This window comes from Porphyrobacter sp. MBR-49 (assembly GCF_053628655.1).
In genome coordinates this window covers 16,209-30,368 of sequence record NZ_JBRJGU010000003.1, presented here as the reverse complement: position 1 = coordinate 30,368, position 14,160 = coordinate 16,209, and the positions used below count along the sequence as shown (strand labels likewise).

The window sequence follows — 14,160 nt, the reverse complement described above, 5'->3', positions numbered from 1 at the left end:
GTCCGGTCGTGCAGCGCCTTATATTGAGGAATCGCCGCACGATCAGACCGGTCGGCAGGGTGGTTTTGACCGAAAGGCGGCACGGATGATCGACCGACGGATATTTCTTGGCGGTACGATCGCGCTATGGGCCAGCGGCGCGGCCGCTCAGACCGCCCCACCGACGGCAGTCGGTCAGCCGCCGCCGGGCCTGCCGCAGCCCCGCGAAACGGTTGATCTGTGGCCGTCTGGCGCGCCGGGGGCACCGGCGCTTTTGCCGACCGAAGTGACAACCGAACGTTCGATCAATCCACTGGTCACAGATCGCGCGGTGATGGGCATTGCGGTTCCCCGGATGGCAGTGTTCCGCCCCGATCGACCCAACGGTGCAGCGGTGCTGCTGATCCCTGGCGGGGGCTACCGCCATGTTGTGGTCGACAAAGAAGGCTATGAAATGGCGCGCTGGCTGGCAGCGCGTGGCTTCACGGCGTTCGTGCTGTTCTATCGGCTGCCCACTGACGGCTGGTCTGCGGGGCCGAATGTATGCCTGTCCGACGCGCAGCGGGCCATGCGATTGATCCGCCATCGCCATGCCGATTTTGCCATAGACCCCGAACGGGTGGCGGCGATGGGTTTTTCCGCAGGGGGCCATTTGTGCGCTGACCTCTGCACGCGCTTTGCCACGCGAACCTATGCTGCAGTTGACAGCGCCGACAGTCTCAGCGCCAAGCCGGTATGCGCCGCGCCAATTTATCCGGTTGTCTCAATGCGACTACCCACCGCCCACGCCGGGTCGCGTGAACGCTTGCTCGGCGCGAACCCCGCGCCCGCGCTGGAGATCATACATTCCCCCGATCGCAACGTGCCGAAGGACTCGCCGCCCGTCTTCCTCCTCCATGCCGACGATGACGATGTGGTTCCGGTTGAAAACAGCCTCTTGATGCGTGCAGCTTTGCGCGATCAGGGAGTCAGGGTCGAAATGCACCTGTTCGAACATGGCGGTCACGGCTTTGGTCTGCGCCAAGCGGTGGGCAAGCCGGTTGCAGCATGGCCCGATCTGTGGCGGGAATGGGCGCGGGGCGCTGGTCTGGGCTGATGCAGACCGAAAGCCGCACCCTGATTCCCGCACTCATGCGAACCACCGGCTGTGATGGCGGAAAATCCCGCTTGTGGTTCGATCAGGGGATGGAAGTTTCGGCCTATCACCATAATGTACACGGCGAATTCCTGATGCTGCGCCCGGGACTTTTCGCGGCGAGGCCGAGGCACTCCCGGTTTCGCAATTTCCGCTTCACCGCGCTGGACGATTGAGATGGAAATGGCTTCGAGGACACTAGCTGGGCAGACATTAGCAGACCCACGGGTGGGTGCAGGTCGGCACACGCGGCGCGGCGTTCTTGGCGGCGGACTATTGCTATCCGCGGGCGCAATGCTGGCGGGATGTGCGCCGCGACTTGGCGGGATGTTCACAGCGGCCGATGCCCACCCGGCCGATTATCCCACAGTGCGCGCGGTTGAATTCATGGGGCAGTTTCTGGCCGAACGGACCGGAGGGCGACTGGGTGTGAAGATGTTTGCCGGTGGTCAACTGGGCAGCGAGACCGACACGCTGGAACTTACCAGCTTCGGCGGGATTGATATCAATCGTGTCTATTTCGCGGCGCTGAATTCGGTCGAACCGATGACGCTGCCATTCTCGCTTCCGTTCGTCTTCGATACGATTGATCATATGCGCCGCGTGGTTGACAGCAAGGTTGGCGATGAAGTGCTGGCTTCGCTGGAACCGCATGGGTTGGTCGGGCTGTGCATCTACGATTCCGGATCGCGCAGCTTTTACAACACAAAACGTGCGATCCGCAGCCCGGCTGACATGTCTGGCTTAAAACTGCGCGTGCCGGGGTCCGATCTTGCCGTGGCGATGATCAATGCGCTGGGAGCCAATGCCGTCCCCATCCCGTTTGGGGAGACATATCAATCGCTCGCGCAGGGGGTTATTGACGGAGCTGAGAACAACTTGCCGTCGTTCATAAGTGCCCGCCATTACGAAGTTGCGACTTTCTTCAGCATCACCGATCACCTGCTTACGCCTGAAGCTCTGGTGATGAGCAAGGCCAGCTATGATCGCCTGTCGGGCAGCGACCAGGAACTGGTACGCGAGGCCGCTCGGCGTTCAGTGCCTGAAATGCGGAAATTATGGGATGCGCGGGTGGCCGATGCGCGTGCAACGCTGGCGGGGTCGCAAGTTCAGGTGAATGATGTGGACAGGGCGCCATTCGCCGCACTGATGCGCCCGGTCTGGGATCGTTTCACCACCACGCCTGCACAAAAATCAGTGGTTCAACGGATATTGGAAATGCGCGCGCCATGAACTGGATGACACGAATGTCCGATTGGCTGGCCAGTCTTGCCGCACTGGGTCTTGTGACGATGGCAGCGATCGTGGTGTGGCAGGTGTTCGGGCGCTATGTGCTTGATGCCAGCCCATCCTGGACCGAACAGGCGGCCCTGATCCTGATGATCTGGTACGTGATGTTCGCTGCGGCGGCAGGTGTGCATGAAGGTTTCCACATCCGTATCGCGCTGTTGGAAGAACGGTTGGGCGCACGCGCTGAGCCCGTCCGGCGGATTACTGCGCTGATCGTCTTGGGGCTGGGGTTGGTGCTGTTGGTTTATGGCGCGCAGTTGGTCTGGTTGGTGCGCGGCAATGTTGTGCCGTCGCTGGGGATCAGCCGCGCTGTTGCCTATGCCCCCATGCCGGTGGCCGGACTGTTGATGGCGCTGTTTTCAGTACCGCAGATCCTTGACGGAAAACCGCGCGGCGCAAGGGACGACAACTGATGGAAGTGGTGGTTCTGTTCGGCGCGCTGTTCGCGCTGCTGATCCTGGGTGTGCCGGTCGCCTATGCGCTGCTGGGCGCGGCGCTGGCCTGTTTTGCGGTGATGGGGATACCCCCACTGGTCGCGGTGCAACGAGTGGCGGCGGGCATCAGCGTATTCACTCTGATGGCGATCCCGTTCTTCATCTTTGCCGGAGACCTCATGTACCGCGCCGGGATTGCCGAACGGTTGGTACGCGTCGCGGATGCGGCGATGGGCCGGGTGCGCGGCGGGCTGGGGCTGGTCGATGTCGGCGCTTCGATGATGTTCGGCGCGGTATCGGGATCGGCCATTGCCAGCGCATCGGCTATCGGATCGACGATGGTGCCGTTGATGAAGGAAAAAGGCTATCCGCCCGATTTCGCAGTCAATGTCACGGTGACAGCGGCAATTGTCGGGCTGTTGATTCCGCCTTCGCATAACATGATCATCTATTCGGCGGCTTCGGGCCTTGGCGTGTCGATCGGCGATCTGTTTCTGGCTGGGGTGATCCCCGGCTTGCTGACCGGGATCATGCTAATGGGCACGACCTGGCTGGTGGCGCGCCGCCGCAATCTGCCGCACGGCAACTTTCCCGGTTGGCGCGCATTTGCCCGCGCACTGGTTTTCGCGGTGCCCGGTTTGATGACCGCAATCATCATCATGGGCGGAATCCTGAGCGGTATTTTCACACCGACAGAAAGTTCCGCCGTGGCGGTGCTCTATACCGTGCTGGTCGGCGTGCTGGTCTATCGCAGTCTGGGCTGGAACAGTTTCTGGGAAGCTGCGGGCAAATCAGTGCGGACGGCAGCAATGGTGCTGTTCATCATCGCAGCCGCCACCGCGTTCGGTTTTGCCATGGCGCTGTTGGAAGTGCCGCAAGCTCTGGGCCAGATGATCGGGTTCATGACCGACAATCCGTTGCTGACCCTGCTGATCATCAATGTGCTTCTGCTGCTGCTCGGCACCTTTATGGACATGGCACCGCTGATCGTGATCACCACGCCGATTTTCCTGCCGGTGGCAATGGATGTCGGGGTGAACCCAGTGCATTTCGGGATCATCATGATGATCAATCTCGGCATCGGACTGGTGACGCCGCCAGTCGGTTCAGTGCTGTTTGTCGGTTCTGCGGTGGGCAATATCCCGGTGACGACGCTGGTTCGCACCATCTTGCCATTCTACCTTACACTAATTGCGGCGCTGTTGCTGATAACCTATGTTCCCGCGCTGTCTCTGTGGCTTCCAGCGCGGTTTGCCGGATAAAGCTTATCCGCGCGCCCGAGGCGGTCGCAAGTGATGCGCCCGCGCCATGGTCGGCCTGATGGCGCTGTGGGCCGACATCGAACCGGTCAGGCAGACTCGCACCCAGTCCGATTTTCTGAGCTTTGCCGAACGCATCGGTTGGCACAAAGATGGCTGGCCTGACCCTGATCCCAGACCTGATCCCGGCCCCTGCCAGCGCCAGATAGGCGATTATTGACGTTTTATTGACGGTAGCGGCGTTGACGCCGAATCCCGCTTTGGCGCATTAACGGCGCGGGGAAATCGCAAACAGCTCAGATCCTTGGACCGGCCCGGGAAACCGCGTTGCCGCCTGCGGGGAAGCTGTGTGTGTAGCTGGGGGGCGTCCATGATTACTTCGTTGAAGCCGGGATCATCACGCGTCAGCGCTGGATTTTGGCTGGTAGCCGCAGCGGCCATTGCTACCGCGTTGACAACTGCGGATGCTGCAAACGAACAGCAAACGGCCGCCCAGTTCGAAGCTGTGGGCCCGCTGCCTGATCAAGTCGATGCTGGCATACCACCTTCATCCCATTCCGATTGCATAGGCGGCGAAGTTCGATTTCTGAAACGGATGGTGTCACCGCCAAACGCGGTTCAGGACGGATGTGGGCGGGACGGCGCGTGGTGATGGGCGCGCTGTCTGCGCTGCCTGCGCTATCCGAAAGCCGCCGCCTGCGGCTGGTGGGCTTCTTTCTCATGTATATCTCGCAGGGCGTGCCCATGGGATTGGTAATGACGGCGATCCCGGCATGGCTCGCCGCCAATGGCGCGAGCGCCGGACAAGTCGGGTTCTTCATCGGCACCGCGATGCTGCCGTGGTCCTTTAAGCTGGTGAACGGGCTGGTGATGGACCGCTTTTGCTACAGCCCGATGGGACGCAGGCGGGCGTGGATCATCGGTTCGCAAGTGATGATGATTGCCGCATTGATTGTCACAGCCTCTCTTGCGCCCGGCCCTGACGAGATCGCCCTGCTTGCCGGTCTGGCCTTCGCCTTCAACCTGTGCGCCGCGGTGAACGATGTCGCGGTCGACGGGATGGCGGTCGACATCTTGCCCGAAGATGAGCGCGAGAAGGTTAACGGAGCCATGGCGGGTGGGCAGATCATTGGCATTTCCGGTTCCGCGATCATGGCGGGCGCGGCTCTTGTCGCGGGCGGCGTGGAGCTGGCCGCCGCTATGGCTGCGGCGGTGATTGTGGTGTTGACCATCACCGTCACCTTGCTGCGCGAACGGCCCGGCGAGAAGTTTCTGCCGTGGACTGCTGGTTTGGCATCGGCGGAATGTCTGGCGAGCGCGCACACCAAGTTCCTGCCCATTCTGGGGAAAGTGCTGCGCGGGCTGGCACAATGGCGCACCGCGCTGTTTATGGCTGGCGTTGGGTTCATCACGTCAAGCGTGGGTATGGTCGACGTGGTCTCCCCAGTTTTCAGCGTATCCGAATTGGGCTGGAGCAGCGAAGCATTCACCAATTACAGCAGCATCAGCGCGATGGCCACCACGCTGCTCGTGATGGTGGCGATCGGCCCCCTGTGCAGCCGGTTCGACAACCGCATCCTGATGGTATTTTTCGCAGGCTTGATGCTGCTGCCCAACCTCGCAGCCTATCTTGCCCCGGCAGGGACATTCGGAACCCTGGCCATGCAGACCTACATCACTATGTTCTGGGGTGGTTTTGCAGGTGTCTTCGTCCTCAACATTGCCTGGTCGATGAACCTGACCAATCCGGTGGTCGCCGCCAGCCAGTATGCGCTGTTCATGGCCATTCCCAACTTCGTGCGCTCGCTTGGCTCGGGCGGTCATGGCCAGATTGTCGACAGCTACGGCTATGACGCTGCTTTTCTGGTCGCGGCTGGCTCTGTCGCCATGGGTGTCGGCCTGTGTCTGATCGCCGGATATGGACGGCTGGAGACGATCCGAAATCCTGCCAGCGCCCGCATCATGACCGATCCCGCACCACTGCCCGGCGTCCCGGCAGGCAGCGCAATCTCATAATCGCAGCAAGTTTTTACGAGCCGCCCTCAGTCCCGAGGGCACCAAACAGGAGAGAAGCAATGAAATTGATCAAAACCATGATGATGGCGGCCAGTGTCGCCCTGATCGCTGCGCCGATGGCGCTGCCAACCGCCGCTGCGGCGCAAGAATTCCCGCTGGTTGGTGGGCAATATTCGGACATTACCGGCATCACCGTCAAGGATGGCGGCGGCCTGGCCTATGCCACCTATCTGGCTGACCAATGGGTGAAAAATCAGGAATTTGCCAAGTCGCAAGGCTGGATCACGGATTACAGGATTTATGCGAATGTGAACAGGCGCGATGGTGAGCCTGATCTGTATCTGGTGGTCACTTACCCCTCCGTTCCCGATGCCGCTGAAGGTGAACGGCGCGGCGCGGCCTACCGCGCCTGGGCAAAAAAGTCTGACGCGCAGCTGGAAGCGGAAAACGGCAATCGCGCCGAATTCCGCACCGTTCGCGGCTCGATGATGCTGCAGGAGTGGACCAAGCGCTAGAACTGCGAAAACCCTGACCGTAGTGTGCGCTGCGCCCGTAATTCTGAAGCGTGCGGGCGATTATGATCAGGCAACGGCCCGGCGGGTGGAACTGCGAATGTCATCCGCCGGGCTGTTTTTTCGACCGCAACGCCGCACGCAATGGTCGAATGGCGATTCCCCGGGGCTTCATCACTCCAAAACCCAAAGGAAAAAACGATGGCACTCGCGCCGACGGCAAAGGACGACCGCTACCTCATCATGGATGTGCTGCGCGGCTTTGCGTTGTTCGGAGTGATGCTGGTCAACATTTACGAACTGGGCGGCGAAGATGTTCTGATCACCGCCCAGCAATTGGCGGCATTGCCATCAGCCGGTCTGAATGATGCAATGTCATTCTGTGTGAAGCTGTTGGTTTATGACAAGGCCAACACGCTGTTCGCGTTCCTGTTCGGGCTGGGGTTTGCAATCCAGATGCAGCGGCTGGAAGCACGCGGTGCGGCGTTCGCGCCAATCTATCTGCGCCGTATCGCGATCCTGCTGATGATCGGTCTGGCGCATGTAATGTTCTTGTTCGCGTGGGACATCCTGCATGTTTACGCCATCGCAGCCGTCATCCTGTTTTTCTGCCGCAAGCTGCCTGATCGCACCTTGTTTTGGCTAGGCGCGGCACTGCTGTTGTTTGGTAAGCCGCTGATTGCCTGGATATTTGCAGCGAGCGGCATTTCTGGGCCTTTCGATGCCATTTGGACAGCAGAATCGGCGGTGCTCGCGCGTCAGGCGGCGGCGCAATCGGGCGATCTTTTCGCCTTCACTGCGGCGATGCGCGAGATGCTCTATTACGAGTGGCTGATGACCGGCGCCCTGATGGCGTGGATTGCCTATGCGCTGGGACGGTTTCTGATGGGCGCATGGGTTGCGCGTAAGGAGTGGATCCAGAACGCACCTGCCAATCTGCCGCTGTTCCGGCGGTGGTTGTGGCCGCTGCTGCTGGGCGGGCTGGCATTGGAACTGGTGCACCTGCTCAGCATCGATGCTGCCGATGCGCCGTGGTTTGAACTGGCGCGCGGTGCTATCCACGCGGTCGCCACACCGATGATCGCGGCAGGTTATGTCTGCGCTTTGGTGTTGCTGTTCCAGAAACGCTCGCTCGCATGGCTGGTAAAACCGTTTGCCCCGGTCGGCCAGATGGCGCTGACCAATTACCTTATGCAAAGCGTCGCGATCATTCTGATCCTGACCAGCGTGGGGCCGGGCCTTGGTCTTGCCGGGAAAGCGGGTGTTTCAACCTTCCTGCCGCTCGTCATCGCCTTTTTCGCCGCGCAGATCGTGTTCAGCCACGTCTGGATGAAGGCCTTCGCGTTTGGCCCTGCGGAATGGCTCTGGCGCGCGCTGACCTATGGCAAACCACCGCCGATGCGCCGCGCCGCCATAGCGGGCGTGCAAGCATGAACGCGCCCACCGGGTATCGCGGGGACATTGTCCTGATGGATGCGGCGGCATGACAATGGGCAGAGCTGCAGCCAAGGCTGATGCCCTTCTTTCCAGCCAGCCGCGCGGCTTGCAAAAGCGATTGGGTTTCGCCTTTGCAGCCGCGATCGGACTGGGTGCGGTGATCGGCGCAGGTCTGATGCGCACCAGCGGCTCGGTCATCGACGAGGTGCCGCTCGCCTGGCTTGTCATCCTGTTATGGGCGCTCGGCGGTGTCCATGTGATGCTGGCAGCCAATGTGGCGTCCGAACTTGTTACCAGCATCCCCAAGGCTGGGGGTATTTTTGTGCCGGTTCGTGCGGCGTTTGGCGATTCAATGGGGCTGCTGTCCGGCTGGGCGAGCTATCTTTCCTATGTGGCCGCTGGCGCATCTCTCGCGATTGTCTGCGCCGACTTTTCGGCCGTCATCTTCCCTCCGTTGGCCGTCCACAGTATTGGTATCGCGACAAGTCTTATCGTGATCCTCTTTGGTTTCAACTGGCTCGGCGTGCGCGAAGGGGCGGCGCTGCAAACCGCTGGCAGCGCCATCAAATTCGCGCTGCTCGTCATCGTGATCGCCATCGCGTTTTTTGCCGAGCCGCCCCGGCCCGGTTTCTCGAGTGTCGGGACGCAAGGCGGTACAGCTGCCCTTGGCGCTTTCGCTGTGATCGCCGCCTATCAGATGATCTACGGTGCCTACGCCGGGTGGGACAGCGCGATCAATTTCGTCGAAGAAGACGAAAATGCGCTGACCAATATTCCGCGTGCGCTGGCGCTATCGATCCTCGCCATCAGCGCGGTTTATGTGCTGTTCAATCTGGGCATCATGAAGGCGCTCGACCTTGATGCGATCCGCACGTCCGATCTCCCCGTTGCGTTGGTGCTGGCGAATATATTTGGCCCTGCCGGTGCCATTGCAGTGGCTGTGCTGGCCATCGTCATGGCGTCAACGTCTCTGAATGCCAACATAATGGGCGGCCCGCGCATATTATACGGAATGGCGCGCGATGGCCTGTTCCTACGATCAACAATGCGGGTCAATGCGGGCGGCACGCCTGATATTGCGTTTGCGATGACTTTGGCGTTGTCGGTGCTGCTGATCTTCTCCGGCGGGTTTGAATTTGTATTCCGGCTGATGGGCGCGCTGATCATCTTCTCCTTCATTCTTTACGACGCATCCTTGTTCGGCCTGCGCTGGAAGCAGCCGGATCTGCCGCGACCGTTCCGCGCCATCGGCTATCCATTCCTGCCAGCATTATTGCTGCTGATCGACGGATCATTGCTGATCGCTTTCATCGCAGCCGATCCGGTAAGCGGGGCCTATATGGCCGCGCTGATCGCCACCTGCATTCCGGTCGGCATCCTGCTGCACCGCCACCGAAAGGCCGGGAATTAACGAACATGGCATCCCTTTCAATCAGATCGCAAGGCACTGACGCCACCTTCCTCGGCCATCCGCGCGGGCTAGCCTATCTGGCGTTTACCGAGGCGTGGGAGCGGTTTTCGTTCTACGGGATGCAGTCGCTGCTGGTGCTGTACATGGTGCAGTCGCTGTTCGTGCCAGGGCAGATCGAGAATGTGGCAGGGATGGCGGCCTATCGCAGCGCGATTGAGGCAATGCTGGGGCCGCTTTCGGCGCAGGCCTTGGCCGGGCAGACCTTCGGCTTTTATGCCGGACTGGTCTATTTCACCCCGCTGATCGGCGGGTGGGTGGCGGATCGCTGGCTTGGCTCGAAAAAAACCGTGGTCATCGGTGTCGTGCTTATGACCGCCGGACACGCGGCGATGGTGTTCGACCAGAGTTTCCTGTTGGCGCTGTTGCTGCTGATCCTGGGTTCGGGCGCACTCAAGGGCAATATCGCAGCACAGGTCGGTCAACTTTACGCGACACAGGATGCGCGCAGGACTACCGCCTTTGCCGCCTTCAGCATGGCCATCAATATCGGCGCGATATTTGGCCCATTGGCGTGCGGCTTGCTGGCGCAGGCCTATGGTTGGCATTATGGATTTGGTGTGGCAGGCCTGCTGATGCTGGTAGCGCTGGGCGTATACCTGAAGGGCCTGCGCTATTTTCCGGAGGAACCGCCTGTCCGGCGCGACCGGTCGCAGGAAGGTGCGCTGACGATGCAGGAATGGCGCAGCATCGCAGCGATCATGGCGATGCTGTCGATGATGGTTGTGCTGGGACTGGGCTACGATCAGATGTACAATATGGGCATGGTCTGGATCGATCAGGCGGTTGATCTGGACACTGCGCTGGGGCGCTTGCCGGTCGCCTGGTTCGTATCGATAGATTCCGTCGCGATCGTCGCGGCTACGGCCGGCGTGATTGCATTATGGCAATGGCAGGCGAACCACGGGCGTAGCAGTTCTGAAAGCACAAAGATCGCGATTGGCGGGGCATTGACCACCATCGGGGTCGCAATCATCGCTGTCGGCGCAGCGATGGCGGAAAGTGGCAAGGTCAGTATCGCTTTCCCCGTCCTGGCCTTTGCATTCACCGGGATTGGTTTTGCCTGGTTCTGGGCGACCTGGCTCGCACTGGTATCGCGCTATTCACCGGCCAAGATTGCCGCACGCATGATGGCTGCCGCCTATCTGGTCGCCTTTTTCGGCAACGTAATCAGCGGCTACATCGCCACTTTCTACGAAACCATGTCGCCTGCGCTGTTCTGGTCATTGAATGCAGGCGTGTGCTTTGCAGGCAGCGCGGCCTTCTATGTCTTCGGCCCGATGCTGGTGCGGGGGCTGCACAAAGGCGCGGCAGAGCAGCCCTTCGCAGGGCAACGCATTGGCCCATTAAAAGCTCTCTGACTAATCATGCAATTACTATATTTATCAGCGTTACTGCGCCGCAGCATGTAGCGGGTGTGATCGACGCCATCACGCGCAAATTCCCGATCCAGCTTCTCACAGTGCGCGATCATTTTTGTGCAAACCAGATCACGTGATGCGCGCCCTTGTTGTTGGGGCGCGAACGCACGTTCCACTCGATCACGGTGAGGCCGGTGTCGTACAACCGCTTGCGGAATGCGGGGTCGGGCGCAGCTGACCACACGGCCAGAATACCGCCGGGTGCAAGCGCATCGCGCGCCTTGGCAAGACCCGTGCGCGAATAGAGCCGGTTATTCGCCTCGCGCACCAGCCCATCGGGGCCGTTATCGACATCGAGCAGGATCGCATCAAACTTGGCCGAGGTGCCATCATTGGCATCATCGATCAGCGCCGCGACATCGCAAATCCTGAGATCGAGGCGCGGGTCTGACAGGCTGTCTCCGGTCAACTCGACCATCGGACCCTTGGCCCAATCGATGATCGCCTCGGCGATTTCAGCGATTATGATCTGTGCCTTGTCACCCAGCCGCGCGCGCGCGGCTCGGTAGGTGAAGCCCATGCCATAACCGCCGATCAGGATGCGCGCATTGGCTTTGCCGAGCCGGTCGATGGTGAGTTCGGCGAGCTGTTCTTCGGAAAAGCGCATCCGCGAGCTCATCAACTCATTACGCCCCATCACGATCATGAAGTGGCCAGCGTGGGTATAGAGATCGAGCAATTCGCCATCGGCAATCTGTGCGCTGGCGAGGTGTTCGCGTTTGAGCATCCTCAGATATCCCTTTCAACAAAAAGGCCGCCCGGATCGCTCCGGGCGGCCCCAATTGTTACCCTCAAATAAGACGATCAGTCCTTGAGGAAGTCGGGCAGACCGGCCGGTCCGCTGTCCTGATCACGGCCACCGCGATCACCGCCGCCGCTGCGACCACGGCCACCCCGATCACCGCCGCGATCACCTCTGGGCCCGCGCCGGTCGTTACCCCGATCACCGCCCCGGCCGCCTTCACGCGGCTCACGCGGTTCGCGCGGCGGGCGGGTGTCTTCAAGCTCTGCGCCGGTTTCCTGATCGACCACCCGCATCGACAGGCGCACCTTGCCGCGCTGGTCGATTTCGAGCACCTTGACCTTCACGTCCATGCCTTCGGAAACGACATCGGTGGGCTTTTCAACCCGCTCGTTGCGCATTTCCGAAACGTGGACGAGTCCGTCCTTGCCGCCCATGAAGTTCACGAATGCGCCGAAATCGACTATGTTCACGACCTTGCCGTTATAGACCTTGCCGACTTCGGCTTCCTCGACAATGCCGAGGATCCACTTCTTGGCGGCTTCGATTTCATCGACGTTGCTCGATGAGATCTTGATCACGCCTTCATCGTCGATGTCGACCTTGGCGCCGGTTTCAGCCACGATTTCGCGGATCACCTTGCCGCCGGTGCCGATGATGTCGCGGATCTTCGACTTGTCGATCTGGATCGTTTCGATGCGCGGCGCGTGCTTGGAAACTTCGGTGCGGGCAGAGCCCAGCGCCTTGGTCATTTCGCTCAGGATGTGCGCACGGCCAGCCTTAGCCTGTTCCAATGCCTTGGCCATGATTTCCTGCGTGATGCCGGCAATCTTGATGTCCATCTGCATGGTGGTGATACCGTTTTCGGTGCCCGCAACCTTGAAGTCCATGTCGCCCAGGTGATCTTCATCACCCAGAATGTCGGACAGGACGGCGAATTCATCACCTTCCAGGATCAGGCCCATCGCGATGCCCGAAACCGGCGCCTTCACCGGCACGCCGGCATCCATCATCGACAGACACCCGCCGCACACCGTCGCCATCGAGGACGAGCCATTGGACTCGGTGATGTCCGACAACACGCGGATGGTATAGGGGAAGTCTTCCTTTGACGGCAGGATCGGGTTGAGCGCGCGCCACGCCAGCTTGCCGTGCCCGATTTCGCGGCGGTTTGAACCACCGAACCGGCCCACTTCGCCGACCGAATAGGGCGGGAAGTTATAGTGAAGCATGAAGCTGGTATAGCTGAGGCCTTCGAGCCCGTCGATCATCTGCTCGGCATCCTTGGTGCCCAGCGTGGTGGTGCAGATCGCCTGCGTTTCACCGCGGGTGAACAGCGACGAACCATGCGTGCGCGGCAGGAAGCCAACGATCGCTTCGATCGGGCGCACCTGATCAAGCTTGCGTCCGTCGATCCGCTGGCCATCCTTGAGGATCGCCCCGCGCACGATTTCGGCTTCGAGCTTCTTCATCACCTTGCTGGCGACGTTCTGGGTCTGCCCGCCTTCATCGGCGAACGCAGCCTTGGCCTTGGCGCGTGCTTCGTTGATAAGGTTGGAACGAACCGATTTGTCAGTGATCTTGTAAGCTGCGGCGATATCCGCGCCCACCAGATCCTTGAGCTTGGCCTTGATGTCGGCGGTGTCATCCGAGGTGTCGATCACCCACGGTTCCTTCGCCGCCTGTTCAGCCAGATCGACGATCGCGCCGATGACCTTGCGGCATTCGTCATGCGCAAACATCACCGCGCCGAGCATTTCTTCCTCGGTCAGTTCCTTGGCTTCGGATTCGACCATCATCACCGCCTTATCGGTGGCAGCGACGATCAGATCGAGCCGGCCTTCGGCGAGCGCGCGATCCTGCTTGGGATTGAGGACATATTCGCCATCAATATAACCCACGCGGCAGCCACCAATCGGGCCCATGAACGGCAGGCCCGAAATCGTTAGCGCAGCCGAAGCGGCGACCATCGCGACCATATCGGGATCAGTTTCGCCATCAAACGAAAGAACCTGACAAATCACGTTGATTTCGTTGTAGAAACCTTCGGGAAACAGCGGGCGAAGCGGACGGTCGATCAGGCGGGAAACCAGCGTTTCCTTTTCGGTCGCGCCGCGTTCACGCTTGAAGAAGCCACCCGGAATGCGTCCGGCGGCTGAGAATTTTTCCTGATAATGGACGGTAAGCGGGAAGAAATCCTGCCCTTCCCGAACGCTCTTGGCGGCGGTCACGGCGCACAGCACCACGGTTTCGCCATAGGTGGCCAGCACTGCGCCATCGGCCTGACGGGCAACGTGCCCGGTTTCCAGAGTGAGGGTTTTGCCGCCCCATTCCAGCGATACGGTTTTCGTGTCGAACATTGATTTTCCTTCTGTCCCGCGGTCGCCCTATTGCGTGCGGGGCCTCATGTGCCGGGGAAAAGACCGTCCCGGTCCGGTGTGGGGCGCTTTGGCCCCAAGGCGGGCAG

The 14,160-nt window shown here is 60.6% G+C and carries 13 protein-coding genes; 11 read left to right on the top strand and 2 right to left on the bottom strand.

Annotated features, from left to right (window positions below; translation table 11 throughout):
• Nucleotides 1-85 precede the first annotated feature (85 nt).
• From ACSSV3_RS04675 to ACSSV3_RS04625, 11 genes are all read left to right on the top strand, one after another.
• A complete protein-coding gene (locus tag ACSSV3_RS04675) occupies nucleotides 86-1,075 on the top strand; it encodes an alpha/beta hydrolase (RefSeq protein ID WP_354322534.1) in 990 nt (329 codons plus the stop codon).
• Nucleotides 1,075-1,290 (top strand): hypothetical protein, encoded by a 216-nt coding sequence (locus tag ACSSV3_RS04670; RefSeq protein ID WP_354322532.1) that lies wholly within the window; start codon nucleotides 1,075-1,077, stop codon nucleotides 1,288-1,290. The genes ACSSV3_RS04675 and ACSSV3_RS04670 overlap by 1 nt, the downstream gene beginning before the upstream one ends.
• A 118-nt stretch (nucleotides 1,291-1,408) precedes the next feature.
• The gene (locus ACSSV3_RS04665) at nucleotides 1,409-2,347 is read left to right on the top strand and encodes a TRAP transporter substrate-binding protein (RefSeq protein ID WP_354322530.1); all 939 of its coding nucleotides are present in this window, start codon (nucleotides 1,409-1,411) and stop codon (nucleotides 2,345-2,347) included.
• Entirely contained in the window at nucleotides 2,344-2,817 is a 474-nt protein-coding gene (locus ACSSV3_RS04660) for a TRAP transporter small permease (protein WP_354322528.1), read from the top strand. The genes ACSSV3_RS04665 and ACSSV3_RS04660 overlap by 4 nt, the downstream gene beginning before the upstream one ends.
• A complete protein-coding gene (locus ACSSV3_RS04655; protein ID WP_354322526.1) occupies nucleotides 2,817-4,100 on the top strand; it encodes a TRAP transporter large permease in 1,284 nt (427 codons plus the stop codon). Before ACSSV3_RS04660 ends, ACSSV3_RS04655 begins: the two co-directional genes overlap by 1 nt.
• Nucleotides 4,101-4,146: 46 nt before the next feature.
• Nucleotides 4,147-4,317, top strand: coding sequence for a hypothetical protein (locus tag ACSSV3_RS04650; protein ID WP_354322524.1), 171 nt, complete (start codon nucleotides 4,147-4,149; stop codon nucleotides 4,315-4,317).
• 407 nt (nucleotides 4,318-4,724) lie between these two features.
• Nucleotides 4,725-6,113, top strand: coding sequence for an MFS transporter (locus tag ACSSV3_RS04645; RefSeq protein ID WP_454184756.1), 1,389 nt, complete (start codon nucleotides 4,725-4,727; stop codon nucleotides 6,111-6,113).
• A gap of 59 nt (nucleotides 6,114-6,172) precedes the next feature.
• A complete protein-coding gene (locus ACSSV3_RS04640; RefSeq protein ID WP_354322520.1) occupies nucleotides 6,173-6,628 on the top strand; it encodes a hypothetical protein in 456 nt (151 codons plus the stop codon).
• Nucleotides 6,629-6,826: 198 nt separating this feature from the next.
• Nucleotides 6,827-8,059, top strand: a complete 1,233-nt coding sequence (locus ACSSV3_RS04635) for a DUF418 domain-containing protein (protein WP_354322518.1) — start codon at nucleotides 6,827-6,829, stop codon at nucleotides 8,057-8,059.
• Between the two features lie 49 nt (nucleotides 8,060-8,108).
• Nucleotides 8,109-9,473: an APC family permease gene (locus ACSSV3_RS04630; protein WP_354322516.1), complete on the top strand. Its 1,365-nt coding sequence runs from the start codon at nucleotides 8,109-8,111 to the stop codon at nucleotides 9,471-9,473.
• Between the two features lie 5 nt (nucleotides 9,474-9,478).
• Nucleotides 9,479-10,891 (top strand): peptide MFS transporter, encoded by a 1,413-nt coding sequence (locus ACSSV3_RS04625; protein ID WP_354322514.1) that lies wholly within the window; start codon nucleotides 9,479-9,481, stop codon nucleotides 10,889-10,891.
• Between the two features lie 109 nt (nucleotides 10,892-11,000).
• Here ACSSV3_RS04625 and ACSSV3_RS04620 read toward each other — a convergent pair whose 3' ends face one another.
• Both ACSSV3_RS04620 and pnp read right to left on the bottom strand, forming a co-directional pair.
• The gene (locus ACSSV3_RS04620; protein WP_354322513.1) at nucleotides 11,001-11,678 is read right to left on the bottom strand and encodes a spermidine synthase; all 678 of its coding nucleotides are present in this window, start codon (nucleotides 11,676-11,678) and stop codon (nucleotides 11,001-11,003) included.
• Nucleotides 11,679-11,755: 77 nt separating this feature from the next.
• Nucleotides 11,756-14,053 (bottom strand): polyribonucleotide nucleotidyltransferase, encoded by a 2,298-nt coding sequence (gene pnp, locus ACSSV3_RS04615; RefSeq protein ID WP_354322511.1) that lies wholly within the window; start codon nucleotides 14,051-14,053, stop codon nucleotides 11,756-11,758.
• Between the last annotated feature and the right edge of the window lie 107 nt (nucleotides 14,054-14,160).